This is a genomic window from Oscillatoria nigro-viridis PCC 7112 (assembly GCF_000317475.1).
Lineage (GTDB): Bacteria > Cyanobacteriota > Cyanobacteriia > Cyanobacteriales > Microcoleaceae > Microcoleus > Microcoleus nigroviridis.
Genome location: NC_019729.1, coordinates 3,388,337 through 3,405,152 on the forward strand (window position 1 = coordinate 3,388,337; position 16,816 = coordinate 3,405,152).

General features: G+C 44.4%; 16 protein-coding genes. 5 read left to right on the forward strand and 11 right to left on the reverse strand.

What is annotated here, in order from left to right; all coding sequences use genetic code 11:
- Window positions 1–14: 14 nt before the first annotated feature.
- From OSC7112_RS14430 to OSC7112_RS14450, 5 genes are all read right to left on the reverse strand, one after another.
- Complete coding sequence (locus OSC7112_RS14430) at window positions 15–425, reverse strand: hypothetical protein (protein WP_015176587.1); 411 nt, start codon at window positions 423–425, stop codon at window positions 15–17.
- Entirely contained in the window at window positions 422–1,669 is a 1,248-nt protein-coding gene (gene csx10 / locus OSC7112_RS14435) for a type III-D CRISPR-associated RAMP protein Csx10 (protein ID WP_015176588.1), read from the reverse strand. The genes OSC7112_RS14430 and csx10 overlap by 4 nt, the downstream gene beginning before the upstream one ends.
- Window positions 1,666–2,412, reverse strand: coding sequence for an RAMP superfamily CRISPR-associated protein (locus OSC7112_RS14440; protein WP_015176589.1), 747 nt, complete (start codon window positions 2,410–2,412; stop codon window positions 1,666–1,668). Before OSC7112_RS14440 ends, csx10 begins: the two co-directional genes overlap by 4 nt.
- Window positions 2,409–4,790 (reverse strand): type III-B CRISPR-associated protein Cas10/Cmr2, encoded by a 2,382-nt coding sequence (gene cas10 / locus OSC7112_RS14445; protein WP_015176590.1) that lies wholly within the window; start codon window positions 4,788–4,790, stop codon window positions 2,409–2,411. The genes OSC7112_RS14440 and cas10 overlap by 4 nt, the downstream gene beginning before the upstream one ends.
- A gap of 61 nt (window positions 4,791–4,851) precedes the next feature.
- Window positions 4,852–5,058: a hypothetical protein gene (locus OSC7112_RS14450; protein WP_041622535.1), complete on the reverse strand. Its 207-nt coding sequence runs from the start codon at window positions 5,056–5,058 to the stop codon at window positions 4,852–4,854.
- A gap of 114 nt (window positions 5,059–5,172) precedes the next feature.
- On the opposite strand from OSC7112_RS14450, the gene OSC7112_RS14455 reads away from it, so the two are divergent.
- Together OSC7112_RS14455 and OSC7112_RS14460 are read left to right on the forward strand one after the other, a co-directional pair.
- Complete coding sequence (locus OSC7112_RS14455) at window positions 5,173–5,499, forward strand: MgPME-cyclase complex family protein (protein WP_015176591.1); 327 nt, start codon at window positions 5,173–5,175, stop codon at window positions 5,497–5,499.
- Window positions 5,496–6,233 carry a hypothetical protein gene (locus tag OSC7112_RS14460; protein ID WP_015176592.1) on the forward strand — a complete coding sequence of 246 codons (738 nt, stop codon included), beginning with the start codon at window positions 5,496–5,498 and terminating at the stop codon, window positions 6,231–6,233. Before OSC7112_RS14455 ends, OSC7112_RS14460 begins: the two co-directional genes overlap by 4 nt.
- A gap of 67 nt (window positions 6,234–6,300) precedes the next feature.
- Here the strand turns inward: OSC7112_RS14460 and OSC7112_RS14465 are convergent, their stop codons facing one another.
- Together OSC7112_RS14465 and OSC7112_RS14470 are read right to left on the reverse strand one after the other, a co-directional pair.
- Entirely contained in the window at window positions 6,301–8,433 is a 2,133-nt protein-coding gene (locus OSC7112_RS14465; RefSeq protein WP_015176593.1) for a serine/threonine-protein kinase, read from the reverse strand.
- A gap of 606 nt (window positions 8,434–9,039) precedes the next feature.
- Complete coding sequence (locus tag OSC7112_RS14470) at window positions 9,040–9,981, reverse strand: NAD-dependent epimerase/dehydratase family protein (RefSeq protein WP_015176595.1); 942 nt, start codon at window positions 9,979–9,981, stop codon at window positions 9,040–9,042.
- A 224-nt stretch (window positions 9,982–10,205) separates the two neighbouring features.
- On the opposite strand from OSC7112_RS14470, the gene dnaG reads away from it, so the two are divergent.
- Window positions 10,206–12,224, forward strand: coding sequence for a DNA primase (dnaG, locus tag OSC7112_RS14475; protein WP_015176596.1), 2,019 nt, complete (start codon window positions 10,206–10,208; stop codon window positions 12,222–12,224).
- Window positions 12,225–12,504: 280 nt separating this feature from the next.
- Here the strand turns inward: dnaG and OSC7112_RS14480 are convergent, their stop codons facing one another.
- On the reverse strand, window positions 12,505–13,020 hold the full coding sequence (locus OSC7112_RS14480) for a pentapeptide repeat-containing protein (protein ID WP_015176597.1): 516 nt from the start codon (window positions 13,018–13,020) through the stop codon (window positions 12,505–12,507).
- A 14-nt stretch (window positions 13,021–13,034) separates the two neighbouring features.
- Between OSC7112_RS14480 and OSC7112_RS14485 the strand changes: the two genes are divergently transcribed.
- Window positions 13,035–13,619: a YraN family protein gene (locus OSC7112_RS14485; RefSeq protein ID WP_015176598.1), complete on the forward strand. Its 585-nt coding sequence runs from the start codon at window positions 13,035–13,037 to the stop codon at window positions 13,617–13,619.
- Window positions 13,620–13,991: 372 nt separating this feature from the next.
- On the opposite strand, the gene OSC7112_RS14490 is transcribed toward OSC7112_RS14485, so the two are convergent.
- Entirely contained in the window at window positions 13,992–14,381 is a 390-nt protein-coding gene (locus tag OSC7112_RS14490; RefSeq protein WP_006632408.1) for a hypothetical protein, read from the reverse strand.
- Window positions 14,382–14,529: 148 nt separating this feature from the next.
- On the opposite strand from OSC7112_RS14490, the gene queA reads away from it, so the two are divergent.
- Window positions 14,530–15,669 carry a tRNA preQ1(34) S-adenosylmethionine ribosyltransferase-isomerase QueA gene (gene queA, locus OSC7112_RS14495; RefSeq protein ID WP_015176600.1) on the forward strand — a complete coding sequence of 380 codons (1,140 nt, stop codon included), beginning with the start codon at window positions 14,530–14,532 and terminating at the stop codon, window positions 15,667–15,669.
- A gap of 42 nt (window positions 15,670–15,711) precedes the next feature.
- Here queA and rpmF read toward each other — a convergent pair whose 3' ends face one another.
- Entirely contained in the window at window positions 15,712–15,885 is a 174-nt protein-coding gene (gene rpmF, locus OSC7112_RS14500) for a 50S ribosomal protein L32 (protein ID WP_015176601.1), read from the reverse strand.
- 178 nt (window positions 15,886–16,063) lie between these two features.
- Window positions 16,064–16,540, reverse strand: coding sequence for a TM2 domain-containing protein (locus OSC7112_RS14505; RefSeq protein WP_015176602.1), 477 nt, complete (start codon window positions 16,538–16,540; stop codon window positions 16,064–16,066).
- Between the last annotated feature and the right edge of the window lie 276 nt (window positions 16,541–16,816).

Below are 16,816 nucleotides of genomic sequence, written 5' to 3' on the forward strand. Positions count from 1 at the left end.
TTTATCAACTAAAATTAACCTTTGAGTTTGTAGGTCAAATGTCGCGCACCGTAGCCGAGATAACGACGGGTTAGTTCGATCCAGATAATGTTGAGATCGTCGGTATTAACTTCATCCGCTATTTTCTTAGCACGTTCCTTAATTCTGGTGTCAATATCTTTAATTATTTGGGCAGCTAGAGAATCATTTCCTCTGCCCCATTTTTTGTCACGTCCAACTTGATAGCGCAAGAAATTTTTGATAACTTCTGTGCTTTCTGTTGTGTCAGCAACTCGTACTAAATTCCGAAATTGAGATTCTTCTAACTCTCCGTAAGACTTTTTATTATCCAAAGCATCCTGAATCCAAGTTACTAAAAAGTCTTCAGCCTGACGAATACCTTTCTGAATTTTTAGTTGTTTTTGTTGCTCTGATGATTCGCTCATTTAGCTTCCTCCCGAAGTATTAGATGAAATTCGTTGCAAATTTGTATTTGACCGAAGCCTTCCTCTGTGCGATCGCCTACTCCCTTGATTTCCAAATCATTTAACTTCTCCCTCCATAAATTTGACTGAGTTGTACTGAATAAATAAACCCCTCCCTTATCTGCGATCGACTCCACATCTTTCATCAATCCCCATGCAGAATTCCAACCCGATAAGTAATCATAACTACTATAAGCAGCGTGCAATTTCAGAGATGAATCTATCACTCCTGAAAACTGACGAAGCATATCTTCTGAAATAACAGTAGTACGTCTCCAATTTTCTATTAATATAGCATCAGATTGTAGATCGATGGTGAAATACGTGCGATTTTGTAGCCAATCTTCGATAGGGTGGTTATAAATTCTCTTCCATTCCTCCCACCGCTGATGTAATTTTTTCTGAAACTTATTGATTCTTTCTTCCACCGAAGGCTTCAAAGCTTTTGCATCTACAGGCGACTTAGCTGTAATTTTAACTCGTCCCAATCCCCGTGAAGTTGCGCCACCTAATCTCAAATCGTCCTGATGATTGTGTATAAAAGTTTGTAGAGTATCTGCTATTTCATTTGCTACTACAATTGCTCCTGTATAGACGACAGGCTTCTCTTTTTTACCCCTACTTTGAGATTCATTCAAAACTTCAATACTGTACAATACTCTTTCTTCAGAAGTGGCTCGTCTTCGATTAATGCCAACTCGCGTTAGCAGACGGGTAGTTGCGGAATGGCTGTAATATTTGCCATTTAATTCGCTGTAAAAACCTTTAAAAACATCGACTCTACCTCCATCCCTAGGGCAGTTTGGATCGTACAAATGACCGAATCCTTCCGCACAGAAGCGATCGATAAGAGTATCAAAAACGCCATTGTTTCCTTTGGACTTAAAACCTGATTTTGTTTTAGAACTAAGAGCAGTAGCGGGTACCACCTTAACTTCTGGTTGGATTCTAGTTTGCTTCTCACCCTCAATTGTTGCAGGATAAGCATTTTGGAAAATAGCTGGATTATCACCCAAAAACAGATCGTGAAAATTGTCGCTAGCAGTAATGGGTGTAGTTGCGCGTTTCAGTATGTAAGCTGCAACTGCCCCTCGAATTACTGTACCAGGAATGTAGGTTTCTGCTTCACTAATTGAGCTGCCGGGCTTCTGTTTGCCGATCGCCAAAGGAGACAATGCTTTAATTTCTAAATTAATCTTTTTCATTCTCCATCTCCTTTTGCCAGAAAATCCCACGCGGCTTCTTTCAAGGGTAACTTAGGAAATTCCCAATGCAGCCATCCCAAACCTGCTGATTTACTACCACCTAAAGCATGAATATGTCTCAAGCCAGTTAATATTAATTCTCCTGCATAATCGGGATAATTAGCATTATCTGGTGCATTAGCATTCTTGGGCGCATCATATAGGTGAATTTGTCCTGTAAACTTAAGTTGGGTATTTGCTGGCGAGGTTTCTAGAAAGTAAAGTTTTTGCTCTTCAGCAACGCGGCGACGACGATTGATTGTGACACCTGGACGCAATATTTCTGGTAAGTTTTCTGGGTCTTCCGTACAAATTAAATCATCAAATAAGATGCGAGAAGGCAAAACTGGATTGCCGAATATTTGACAAATTAGGCAATGCTTCCCCTCGTAGCCTGGTACATGATATTCCGGGCGATCGAAGTTTTCTGTTAAACCTGCTCTTTGAGGACACATAGTTTGAGGGTTAGGTGAATCACAAACAGCCCAATGCAAACCTCTAGCAATTTTTTCACACTCGTGACGCAAACGCCCTTTAATTTGAGAACCAGGAATCACTAAATTTCTTTCTGAGTTCCGAACAATTGGTTTATCAGCTAGCGAACCTGAAGAACCACCCGCACCGACACACAAAGCGGAGTCAATTACAGCGGTAATTTCACAGGATGTGAGGCGGGAGTTGGATATTTCATCGAGAAAAATCATGATTCAACCTCCATTGTCGCTAGCTCTGATTCTAACATATCGTCATTTTCAGAGGCAGCAATAAAATCATATAAATCTACCATGTCTCGCCAAATGGTTTCAAAAAGTGGATAGTCTGACTTGTCAGTCTCAAGCGACCCATCATCATACATCCAAGGAGCTAAATTGCCTGGGTTAGTGGGATCTTTTGGTTGACACCAAGCTTCTTCAAAATGTTCTAGCAGTCCTGATTTTCCTTGCTGTAGTCGCGTGCGGAAGTAGCGGTAATTAAGAATAGCTGTGTGTTTCCCACGCTCTAAAAAGCTCCGAATTTGGTAAAGTTGCGATTTGGGAAATTTAGCCTTGTTTAAGGCTTCTATTGAGCTTAGTAATCCTCCTAATTCATGTAATGTATAGGGCGCAGCATAAAGCTTGAGGTTGGGTTTCAATTTCTTGAACAATGCCTCCTTGCGAAATACTTTTACATCCGAAGAAATCATGGTAACAGATTTCATTACCATAAAATCAACGGTTCCGCCACAGTATCCGGCGCTCTTTAATTTTTTTGCTCGTTCTTTTGCTGATTTCAGTAATTGATCGAGAAAATCTTTGGCATAATAGATGGGGGTATCATAAGCTGTAATTAGTACGCCACTTGAGGTACTGAGTTGGCATTGAGAAGGAGGAGCTTCTGTAGGCTTGTAGCGGTGGATTTTTTTCTTGTCGATAGGTTTATTAGATCGCTGAATCTGATAGTCTCCCTTGATTTGTTCTGTTGCTGTTGAATTTTCTACCAATGGCTGTTGTTTTAGCAATATTTTTTCAAATCGTTGTCCGATAGTTTGGGCGATCGCCAATGCTTTATCTGCTGGAACAATCAAGAAAATATCATCCCCACCAATGGTAATGATTTCAAAAGGATGGACTAAATCGCCGTTACTGAGTGTAGAATCTTCATCGGTAAAATTTTGCAATTCATGAGGATGCAAACTCTCTGCTAATGCTTGGTAAACAGCATACTCCGTTGCTAATTCTACATCTTTACTAAACTCTTGATATTTTTGGGGAGTGCGAATATTTTGAATATAGCCACCCATATTATTGCCATCAGCATAGATATAGGCAATAAAATTTTTACTCGCATTCCCAATATGGCTGAGGTTTTCGGCAATTTCAACGTTATCGGATTTCAAACCTCCATAGTATTTCTGTTTGAGACTGGGATTTTTTTCCAGAAAGCGATCGAATCTAGCTACCCAGCCTTCTATTACGCCGGGGTTCCATTCTAGCTGAGATTCCTCGTACCATTCAGGTACTTGGCGCAAATCTTTTTTAGCTCTGTAACCAACTCGATGTTTCCGAGCAGAAGTTTCCGAAAAATTGGTTTCTCTAGGCAGTTTTGGTGGTTGCACCCTTGTTATTGCTGAACGACGTTCATTCCCATCTCGTATCAAGTAAGGATGTGTTTCAAACATCGGCGGATAGCGGCGACTGGGACGATTTGAAAAATCATTGCCGCTCCGCCGTTGATTAAACATAACTGCCAATTTTGTTGTTATTTCATTAAAGCTCTTTCTATTTGCAAAAGCATCTTCAACGGATATAGGCTCTTCAGTACACCGTTCAGTTTTACTATTCTCTAGATTTTTCTCCAAATTACCAAAGTAAGCTTGAAGAAGCGGTTTTTGATAGTGCTGACGATACCACTCTAGCCAAAGTGTATTTTCAATGGCCTCTCGTAGCAACCCAAAGCGAATTTCTAAGAGTTTAAATTTCTCCCCTACGGCACAGGAATTTGCAGTTAAAGTTTCTTCTGTGTAGCGTTTTTCAATGGCATCAGCCAAGTCGTCAACAAATGCAGCCGGACAAAATGCCAGAATATTGCCGCCTGTTGAATAAATAATGAGTTCTGGAATCAGTGCTTCTGAGAGTTTTGGCTGGCTGGGAATTGTGCGATCGAGCCATGTTCGGATTTCTTGGCACTGAACTTTGTATCGGGATAACTGAGGATTTTTATTAAAAAAAGCAGGTAAGTCAACTAGGTTTATTCTGTCCAATAACGCTGAGCCACCGCGAACATCCTGAATTTTTGCCGCTTCAAACACATATTGCTTGATTTTGGTCGCACCGCCGTAAACTAAACCAATTTTAGATTCCCACAGTACCGGATATTTTTTTGTCAGTTCCGTTAGTTCTTCGAGAGTTTCAGGAAACTCAAGTTTTTCTAGTTCCTGAACCCGATCGACAATTTCCCTCACATCCTCCGGCACTTCCTCCCCAGAATTCAAAGCCCGTCGCATTTCCTGCAACACGCCGATCTCAAATTGAGGTTCGCGTCGATCGCCCCAAGCCAGACACCAAGCAATACCAGTCGCGATCGCACTCCAACAACTTTTCATATGCAAACCACTCCCAATCAGGTTTAACAGCCCCCAGATTGCCTCAATAATTGGTAATTATTCAACCTGCAATTCCATCTAATTTCCTATTGTCACCTAAATTTTCCCGAAAATCACCAGCCCGAAAAATAATCGCCCAAATCCCCAAAAAACTAGCAACTCTCGCAACACTCACAACTCCCCCAACTCTCACCACCAAAGATTTTTCTGAGGCGACTTGCTCTGCATCTACCCAAGATGACAGCAAATAAGGTAAAGTAAACGGCACAAGAGTCTAGAACTCTCCAAAGACCGCAACTCGGCAAACCCGCCCCTGACCGGCAAAACTGGTCGGTACAGGCGGCATTAACCGCAAACCGTCAACCCCTAACAAGCGAGAAAAATGCAAACCTACTACTACGTTTTAGCCAGCCAACGCTTTTTGCTAGAGGAAGAACCCCTAGATGAAGTGTTTAAAGAAAGAACTCGCAACTACAACGAACAAGAAAAACAAATAGACTTCTGGTTGGTCAAACAGCCCGCTTTCCTAGAAGCACCGACAATGGCAGAAGTTAAAGCAAAATGCCCTCAGCCATCAGCCGCTATTATTTCTACCGATCCTGTCTTCATCACCTGGTTGAAACTGCGATTAGAATATGTACTGACAGGTGAATTTCAAGCACCATCACCAACTATTCCCGATGCCCTTGCATCCCTACAGACAGCATGAATAAACTGGCCCAAAATCCGACAAAACAACTCACAGAAATTAGAAGTCAATTGTACAAATTTATTTTGTCTCTACCTCTATTTTCTGCTACTTCGATCGCCCTTTTAGTCTTGACAGTTTTATCGAGTTCTGTTAAAGCTCAGTCGAGCTGCCAACCGCCGCAGTCGGACGAATATCTACTGTTAATTGTCACCAGAACACCCGAACAGCAAGAAAGAGCAAAACGCTCTTTCCCTGGAAATACTAACAACACAGTTTGTCAATACATCAATGACACGGTGACGCGAGTTGGTGGCTTTCGCGACTCGCAAATCGCCAGCGATTGGGTTAAATACATCGAAGATGTTGTCGGATTGCAAGCTTACGTAGTACGATCGCCCGCAGCGGCACTACCCCAAAATTTGCCAGTCTACAACCCTCAGCCAGCACCAGGTTTTGAACCAATCACCAATTCTCCCAGCGGCAATCTTGCCTTCAATCCCCGACCCCTGGGCCCTGGTTATGCAGTGTTAGTCGATTACTTCAACCAACCGGAATTAGCCTCGCAAGTTAGGCAAGCATTAGGTACGCAAGTAGGCTTAGCTTCCTACGGCCAGCGTCCCTTTTTATTCGTCGCTTATACAACGGATCAAAACGCCGCTACTGCCGCTGTAAAAACATTGAGCGATCGAGGTTTTTGGCCGATGTTAGTAGACAGCCGCCGAGTTACCGTAATTTCTCCCGCTGTTCGCTAAAAGATAAAACTTGACAATTGAAATTGCTTCTTGTCAAACAAAGCCCGCCTAAGCGGACTAATAACAATTATTGTTGTTGTTGGGATTCTAGCGGGCGGCTTCCTAGCTGACTTTCTGCCCGCTTTTTTGCTTCCATTGCCGCTCCGTAATCCGGTTTGTAGCGAATTGCTTTGTCATAGGAGGCGATCGCATCTTCGTATCTTTTTACCGCCACAAGTGCATTGCCGCGGCTGTACCAGGCTTCCGAGTAGTCAGGCTTGACATAGACAGCTTCATTGTAAGAGACTAGCGCATCTTCGTACCGCTTTAAATTGGACTGAGCGTTGCCTCTATTGTACCACGCTTGATATTCTTTCGGGTTTAAATCTAAGGCTCTGTTGTAACACTCAATTGCTTGTTCGTACTTGCGTAATTCGTGATATGACCAACCTAAATTGTACCATGCTTGATAATAATCAGGTTTTAATTTCACAGCTTTTTCGTAAGCTTCTACCGCTTCTTCATGTCGGCGCATTTTCAGCAAAGCGATGCCTTTACTGTACCACCCTTGATAAAAATTGGGCTGAAACCGCACGGCTTTTTCGTAAGCTTCAAAAGCTTCTTGGTTTTTATTTAATTCTAGGAAAACATTACCTAAATTGTACCAAGCTTCATAATTATCGAATTTGATTTCAACTGCTTTTTGATAGGATTCAACGGCTCGATCGTACTGTTTTAATTTTTGGTGAGCTTGTCCCCGATTGTACCAAGCACCGTACAAATTGGGCTGAAATTGTACAGCTTTTTCGTAGGAGGCGATCGCCTCTTCGTACCGCTGCGAATCTAACAGGACATCGCCTCTGCCTTCCCACGCTGCGGCATAGTCGGGCTGGATTTTCAAAGCGTTATCAAAAGATGCGATCGCCTCTTGAGACTGTTGCAACTTCTCCAAAGCATAACCGCGTCCCGTCCAAGCTTCTAAGTATTCCGGCTTTAATTCTATGGCTCGATCGTAAGCGGCCTGCGATTCTTGGTATTTTTTCAATTTGTACAAAGTTTTGGCTTTTTCCTGCCAAACTTCCGCGTAGTCCGGCCTGAGAGTTATTGCTCGCTCATAAGCTGCCAGAGCTTCTTCAAATCGGCTTAAATTGTAAAGAGTATTTCCTCGGTTGTACAAATCAGTTGCATTAGCAGAATTAAAAGTGTTTACACCATAAATTGAGGCGATAGTAGTGATACCAATTAAACTGGCGATCGACAATATTTTTAAATACAGTTTTTTTCGGGATTTGAGCCGCCCCTTCGCAGCAGCAACCGGAGGCAATACAGGAACTGTACCGCTGACAGAATTTTTCAATTCTTTAATAGCTTGCAGCGTTTCGCCAGCACTAGAATAACGTTGGCGAAAATCGTACTTTACCATCTTATCTAAAATCTTGGCAAATTCAGGACTGACGGATGTTTTGTCCTGCCAAATAATTTCCTCTGTATCGGGGTTTTTTGGCATTTGGTGAGGATTTATGCCAGTGAGAAACTGAATTGCGATCGCACCGACGGCATATATATCGCTGCTGAGTTTCGGGTTGCCGTGAGCTTGTTCGCTGGGCATATAACCGGGAGTACCGATGCTGACACTCAAGCTATTCTTGGGCTGAGGATTGGTGATTTGAGTCGTAATTTCTTTGACTGCGCCGAAGTCAATTAAAACTAATTTTCCGTCTCTATCTCTGCGGAGGATATTGCGGGGATTGACATCGCGGTGAATCACATTTTGCTGGTGTACAAAGTCTAAAATTTCGAGAAGTTCCTCCAATATACAAATGACTGCATCTTCCTGCATGACTCCTGCCGCGCCCGAAGAACCCCCCCCAGCCCCCCCTTGGTAAGGGGGGGTTTGGGGGGGTATAATTTCTTGACTTAAATCGTGACCTTTTATAAATTCTTGAACTAGATAAAACTCTTGATTCTCTTCAAAAAAAGCAAAAAGTCGGGGAATGCGATCGTGATTTCCCAACTTGTACAAAACTTGTGCTTCGGTATCGAATAAACGTCTAGCTACCTGTAGAGTTTCGGGATTTGTTGCTTGAGGTTTAAGCTGCTTGACGACGCAGAGGTGATTGCCTGGTAGCTGCTTATCTTCAGCTAAATAAGTTTGAGCAAATCCGCCGCCTCCCAAGTGACGGATAATACTGTAGCGATTGCCGAGTGTTATTCCAAGCATGAAATTCACCTAATATTTCCTAGTCGTTTGGAGAATTAGCTTCCAACCAAGCTGTCAATCGATTTTAGATTTTAGATTTTAGATTAAAGAATTGAAGCATTGACTTGCGCGAGATAAATTCGGTGGGCAAGTTTCATCGGATACAGGTTTTTTATTTCTGGACGGATGAATCCGGGCGCTTGTATCCTAGATGCTTGATTGTCACATTTTCCGCATTTGAAAATTCTAACATGGCCTCTCTAAATTTTTTAATTGGTCGAAGGGCAACTGGGGAGTTTGAATTTCAATAAAATCAATTTTAGGGTGAAATCCCTTGTGCAGTTCTTCAATCATTAATTTAGTGCCATCAGTTGTTGCTGTATTTTACAAAGCTAGCTAGTCTAATTCCTGCCGATTTAGAACTTGAATTTCAATAATTACATACCAGCCCTTGGGGAATTTTGCTATCGCCTCTAAGTAGCTATCTTTGGTGTTGATGTAAGGTGCGCGGTGCGAACTTTACTGTGACAGTCTGTTTGCTTTCTTTCTTGTTCCCTCCCCTTAGTAAGGGGAGGGTTAGGGTGGGGTTCTAGATTGTTGCTGGCATTGGGATGCTCCCACTCTAACTTAACTTTGAACTGATTTCAAAATTTCATCATCGACTGAAAAATCTATCTCAGCTTTGTCCCGCCCCGAAACTACATAATCATTCTGAAAAGAATCTTGCAATCCCGAAACTAAGTCAAATTCCGGCTGCCAGTTAAGATCGGTGACAGCTTTATTAACGGAAGCGAAAAAGTGCTGCAATCTCATCGGAAAAGCTTTCTTTTTGCCGAAGTCAAATTGTTTCGGATCGTAGTGTACAATCTTAATAGCATCAGGGGATTTGCCTGCGGCTTGAATGCAGGCGCGGGCTAAACCGTCAAAGGTGACAAATCGATCGCCCGAAACGTTGTAAATTTGCCCGATCGCCCTAGAGTTGCCCAAAACCGCCGCCATAGCCCTAGCCAAATCCTGACAGTGCCCCAACTGCGTGAAGTGCATTCCGTTACCGGGAATCGGAATCGGTCGATCGCGCACAATGCGATCGAAAAACCAAGCCTCTAAATCGTTATAATTTTGGGGGCCGTAAATGTAAGTCGGGCGAATCGAAGTCCAAGGCAAACCGGACTCTGCCAAGTAATTTTCGGTTTCGCATTTACCCAAATGCCGGCTTTTAGGATCGGTAGCGTCCCCTTCAATATGAGGCATTTGATCCGACTTCAAATAAACCCCCGCAGAGCTCATGTAAACAAAGTGCTGCACCCGCCCTTTAAATATTTCAGCTAAAGGCTTTGTATCGCTCAGTTCGCGGCCGTTGTTATCAAAAACGGCGTCAAACTCGACCGTCGATAACTTTTCTTGCAGTTGTTCGACATTTGTGCGATCGCCCTGAATCTGTTTTACGCCCGCAACCGGCACAGGCTTGTTGCCCCGGTTAAACAACACCACTTCATGCCCTTGTGCTGCTAAAATCTTAGTAAGATAAACCCCAATAAACCGAGTACCGCCCATCATTAAAATTCGCATTATTTTCGATGCTCCTTACAGTTAGTGTAAATATCTTACAATAAAGTTATGCCTTACGGAGAAACCGGGTTTTTTAAGAAAACACATATTAACAGCGATCTGCCCTGGTACAAAAAACCGGAATGCTGGACTTTTTGTGTGCAAGTCTTGAAAGTCAGTTGTGTGCTTTACTAAAGTGCGATCGCTCAAAATAAACATAATTTTAATTTCCCTAAAATAGCCCTATGCAAGTTCCTAGGCTGCATCCAGAAACCATCGAAGAAGTCAAACAAAGAGCCGACATAGTAGACGTTATTTCCGGTCGCGTCGTGTTGCGTAAACGCGGTAAAGAATTCGTAGGTTTGTGTCCATTTCACGACGAAAAATCTCCCAGCTTTACAGTCAGTCCCGGCAAACAAATGTATTATTGTTTCGGCTGCGGTGCAGGCGGCAATGCTTTTAAGTTTCTCATGGAATTGGAGAAACGCCCTTTCAGCGAAGTAGTATTAGAATTAGCTAAAAATTATCAAGTACCCGTCAAAACAGTCGAACCGGAACACCGACAAGAATTGCAGCGCCAAATTTCTCTGCGGGAACAACTGTATGAAATCTCAGCACTAACAGCCAAGTTTTACGAACACGCTTTGCGACAAACCCAAGGAGAAGAACCCTTAGCATATCTCAAATCAGAACGCAAGCTAAGCGAAGAAACTATCCAACAATTTCAATTAGGTTATGCACCCCAAGGTTGGGAAGCACTTTACAGTTATTTAGTAGAACAGAAAAACTATCCGGCGCAATTAGTAGAACAAGCTGGATTAATTGTACCCCGAAAAAATGGCGGCAGCGGTTATTACGATCGCTTCCGCAATCGGATTATGATTCCCATACGCGACACCCAAGGCAGAGTCATCGGTTTCGGCGGCCGAGCTCTCGGCGACGAACAGCCGAAATACCTCAATTCTCCCGAAACAGAACTGTTCGACAAAGGCAAAACTTTATTCGCCTTAGATACAGCAAAAACAGCAATTAGCAAAGCCGATCGCGCAGTGGTTGTAGAGGGGTACTTTGATGCGATCGCACTTCAGGCAGCCGGCATCTCCAACGCCGTCGCTTCCCTCGGCACAGCCTTAAGTTTAAACCAAGTACGGCAGTTATTGCGCTACACTGACTCCAAACAAATTATCCTCAACTTCGACGCCGACAAAGCAGGAACTCAAGCAGCAGAACGCGCTATAGGAGAAATAGAAAAACTCGCTTATCAAGGAGAAGTGCAACTGCGCGTGCTCAACATTCCCGACGGCAAAGATGCCGACGAATACCTCAAAACATACTCCCCAGAACAATATCGAGAATTGCTCGAAAATGCTCCGTTGTGGCTCGACTGGCAACTGCAACAAACTATCGTCAATCAAGATTTGAAGCAAGCCGATACTTCCCAGCAAGTTACAAAAAAAATTATTAATTTATTAACCAATATCACTGACGACAATCAGCTAGCACATTACCTGCAAAAGTGCGCCGAAATTCTCAGCAAAGGAGATTTTAGACTCACAAAAATGATCGCTGAAAACTTGCTCAATCAAGTAGTCAGCGATTGGGCAAAGCGGCAGAGTCAAGACGAATCTTTAACAATGCCCCTGTTAATTAGAAACAAGCTGAAGCCGAACAAACAATATAAAAAGCAGCGTGCAAGCGGCGAAAACAAAAGCTCAAAATCCAGCTTGTCTGCCGTAGCCCGCAGTCTTTTAGAAGAAGCAGAAGCGCAATTATTGCAGATTTATTTGCACTGTCCAGAATACCGCCAAGATGTCAGAGAAGCAATAGAAGCTAGAGACGTGCAGTTTAGCCTTTCTCACCACAGATTTTTGTGGCACCAGATTGTGAATGCAGAAATCTTGCACAAAATGTCTTTACAAGTAGCGCCTTCTGAGTTAATATTGAAATTGCAAGATAGCTTCATTGAATATCCGAATCAACTCAATCAAATCTCGCATTTATTTCACTTAAACGAGTTCTCAGAAAGAAACGTTTATCGCGCCCCTCTAGTAATTAGATCTGCCCTCGCCTGTATCGAGCAAATAATTAGCATGAAGCGCCGCCGGATTGCACTCAATATGTGGGAAAAAGCCAAGGCAGCTAGCAGTGGCGAAGAGGCTATAGAATATCACCAACTATTCTGTGCCGAACAAGAATGGCTCCAGGAATTAGAGCGGCTGCGTCAAGTGAATTTTTACGATTTAACATCCGTGCCGTGGGGCTAATACCCTTTTAGATTTTAGATTGGAGATTTTAGATTTTAGATTTTAGATGGGAGATGACTCGTTCGATATAGGTTTGAAGCTTGCCTGGGGTGACATTGTTTTAAACTGATCTAAGGTATAAATTCCTTACTAGAAACGGGTTTTTAGTAAGCTGTTGCGGCATTTAAATTGTCTGTCAAAAAACTTAAAGTCTTGTGGGGTGGGCCTATGAGCCCGCCGTGAATCTACAATTTAAATGCGCGACAGCTTAAGGACTTTATTACTTTATTCAACGAGCCTTTTAATAATCGCAAAAAAGAGTTTCGCGAGTATCTCTACCCGTCACCGGATTAGTACCTTTTGCCACTTTACAAAGTTTTTCTATCATATCGTCTCGCAGCAGTGTTTCTGTAAAATCAGCACCGTCAATAACAGCTCCTTCGAGTCTGGTATTGTAAGCGAAAGCACCCTCAAGGATAGCATTAGTTAAATTTGCTTTCATCATGCGAGCTAAATCTAAAGTAGCACCCGTCAAATTAGCGCCTTCAAAATTTGCCTCTTCCATATTTGCCGCAAAAAAGCTGACGCCGCGCAAATCTGCATTAGTAAAATTGCTGTTGCGAAGATTGGCTTTATTAAAACTGTCGTCAGTCAGAACTTTGCCGGTAAAATCAGCGCCGACTAGGATTTCTTTGTCGCGATCCAAAGCGAAAGCAGGTGCGGGATTAATGCCGATCGCCCCAGCGGCAATTACTGCTAAAATAACAAAACTCAGCAAGAAAGTATAAATATGTTGGCGAATTCGAGAAATCATCATACAAGTTCAAGCTAATGGGCAGTCGTGACAGTTCAGAATTGAATTCTACCAGAAAGCGCGCTCGCCCGATCGCCACGGCCCACTCCAATTCCCCCCAATCCCCAAACTCTCGGGAGATCGGCACATTGGGAGAAAACTTAGTCGCCCACTGCTTGCAGCAGCAAGGTTGGGAAATCCTGCACCGGCAGTGGCGCTGTCGGTGGGGAGAGATTGACATCATCGCACTCGGAAGAGATGAAGAAAGCAAAATCAACAGAGGTAACGAAAATTCCCCATTCCCCATTCCCCATTCCCAAACATTAGCATTTGTCGAGGTAAAAACTCGCCGCCGGGGTAATTGGGATGCTGGTGGAATGCTGGCTGTTAGTACCGCAAAACAAGCCAAACTTTGGCAAACAGCCGAAATATTTTTAAGCAGTCATCCAGATTTAGCCAATAATTATTGTCGCTTTGATGTCGCTTTAGTCAGGTGCGAACATTCACAACAAAACACTAAGCGAATATTACCGCCATTAACAGCAGCCCACTCTCAATCCGCCGTTGCAGGAAACTACCGACTCACCCTGGAAGAATACATTCGATCGGCTTTTAGCAATTAAAAATATATACAGCATATTCCAGCTTCATGAAGTACAGTAGTAGCTATATTATGTGGTGTCAATCTGTAGGGTGCCTCGCTGCTTCATATTTGACAAAACTTGCAGATCGCCAGTGGGCGACGCACCCTACAGCAGGCGATCGCTTTTATTGTATATACCACATATACATGGAATATGCTCTAATTAAAATTTAGAGGGTAAAATCTCAAAGCAATGCCACTAGGTAATTTTTAACTGTTAACTTGCCTAGGCTGTCGCGCATTTCTCTGCTTGAGCTTTAACGGATCTGAAAAAAGCGTTAAATCTTCTCCCGCTTTCCCCTTCTCTCCCTCTCCTGTTCTGTCCTCACAGTTAATTTATATGCGTAGCAATCTAGGCGAGAGTTTCCGGGCAATATCCCAGACCCTTGACAAACTGCTGGCGAAACGCTTCAATTTCTTTGCGGTCAGGGCTGCCGTGACAAACCACTGCCACCTGGTAGCGGCGCATCACGCTCAGCGGCGACTGTCCGGTTTCCAAACTCCAAAGCGCCATTTGCAAGCGAATTTCAGGATCGTAAGGAATCCCGAGTTCGTTCATAAAAGCCCGAAAATCCCCGTGCATTTCGGGAGTTAAATATTGGCTCATTTTCACCTTTACCACCCAGCCGTCAATTTGGTGAATAACAGTGATAAATTGCAAGGGAAGATGATGAGCCGTGCGTAGGTAATCCACGACTCTCAGAGTAAGGCTAGTATTGGCGATGTAGTAGAGGTATTCCATAACGATCCTTATGAGCAAAGCTGATGCTACACCTCTATCCTCGCGGGCTATACCCGCCACCACAAGGGGAAAAGCACCCGACTTTGGATGGGGGTTTTTACCCAATTTGTTACCCAGTTAACAGATCGATCGCACAGGAATTCACTCGATGACAGAGATGGACTGGTCTTTGGACGGCTACGACTACGAACTTCCGCCCTCGCGCATTGCCCAAAATCCCGTAGTGCCGAGGGACAGTTCTCGCTTGCTGGCTGTAGATTCTCCCAGCAGCCACCAACACCGGATTTTTAGGAATTTACCCGATTTGCTGCAACCGGGCGACTTGCTGGTACTGAACAACACCCGCGTGCTGCCAGCGAGGCTCTACGGGCACAAACCCAACGGCCCGGCTGTGGAGATATTGTTGATGGAAGAACGGCAGCACAACTGCTGGTTGGCTTTGGTTAAACCGGGGAAACGCTTAAAGTTGGGATCGAAAATTGAGTTCGATCCCATCGCCCCTGCCTGTGAGGACTCAACCACAGCTCCTTGCTGTTGCCTTCCCGATGCCGCGATGCCCCATCGCCGTCGATTGACTGCAACAGTTATAGAGAGGGACGACGCAACAGGGGGACGGCTGTTGGAGTTTGACATCCCCAAAGATGAGAATCTGGCGAAGTTTTTGGACGAATACGGCCACGTACCCCTGCCGCCGTACATCGAAAATTCCCAAGCTTCAGCGGAACAGTACCAGACTGTTTATGCCGAGCGGCTTGGGGCGGTGGCTGCCCCCACAGCAGGCCTGCACTTCACCGAAGAATTGTTCTGCCGCTTGGAACAGCGGGGAATCGAAAAAACTTTTGTCACCTTACACGTAGGAGTGGGGACGTTTCGCCCGGTGGAGGTGGCAGACGTGACGGCTCACAAAATGCACGGCGAATGGGTGGAAGTACCCCCCGCCACCGTCGAGAAAATTCGGGAAACTCAAGCCCGAGGCGGGCGGATCGTTGCCGTGGGTACAACAGCAGTGCGAGCTTTAGAGGGAGCCGCCGCCGCGAGTGGCGATTTTTCCTTGCAACCTTTTTGCGGCCCGACCAATTTGTTTATCTACCCTGGTTACAGGTGGCGGGTTGTAGAGGGGATGATTACCAATTTTCACTTGCCCCGCTCTACTTTGATGATGATGGTAAGTGCGATGATTGGAAGGCCTCGGCTGTTGGATTTGTACCGAGAAGCGATCGAGCATCAGTACCGCTTTTATTCCTTTGGCGATGCCATGCTGATTTTACCAACAGCAACAAAGGATTGATCGATCGGGCATCGGGTTCGCCCCATGCCCGGTATTCCGTTTCTATTCTTCCTCCTCTTCTTCATTGCCGGGATACACGAAGCTGTTGGAACGCCCAGTCAAAACTGATTTGCCCAGAGACAGAGCTTTCTGAGCTGCCACTGCAGCTTTGCGCTTCCATGTAGCCTTACGCATATTCTTCTTAGATTTGGAGGTTTTCTTCTTAGGGACTGCCATGACGCTAAATACTTTCTGCTTGCTTATATAGACAAACAAACATTCTAGCCGATTTTGCCCAATGCTTACTCGAAAAACGGCAACAACTGCTCGGTCAGCAATGTCAAGTAGTAGGGTGCGTCAGCAATTAGCTTCTGGAAAAATAGACAAAATCTCCGAACTGACGCACTCGCAGCAGCTAAAGTTCGTGAAAGTGGTAGATCACGACGCCAGTGACGGCATCGTTCTCGATACTCACATAACCGGTTTTGAGCATTGCCGTGAAAGCCTCTTCCACTTCGGCAAAAGTCGCGCCGGTTGCCATCACCCCTTGGGTGACAGATAATCTTCCGTTCTTGGTATAAGCTGCCTTCAGGAGTTTAACCCCTAACTGGTCTGGAGTTTGCTTGGGGTATGTCGCGGCGATCGCCCCGCTGCTGGGATATAGCGGTATACCTTCGCGAGATACGCCGAGTTTGCCCCTGAGACTGGCATTGTGTTCGTCCACCATGTTCGGCAGCAGCAGCAAGTCAAACAATTGCCCAAACCCAAACAAACCAAAGGTAAACAGCCACAGCAAACCCGTACCAATCTTGCCGTTGTAGAGGCGGTGGAGTCCGAATGGGCCGAAAAAACAAGCTGCCCATAAAAGGTAACTAACACCTAAATTGCTCATTTTCTGACCGTCCTGCCTGATTATTCTAAGAATTGGAGTCCCTCTATACATTTTGTACTTTCTATCTGGTGTTTGAACAGTTTGACACCAGCAGATATTTGTGAATTGTCCGAAGTTATTGGTTATTTACTACCAATGCCCCATGCCCTGTTTGGCCCATGCCCTGTTTGGCCCATGCCCTGTTTGGCCCATGCCCATGCCCAGTGAGTAATTTTGCGTAGCAATTCTTAACGCCAGCAACATATTTGCGCGGGCGAGAGCTTGGTAAACTGGAGG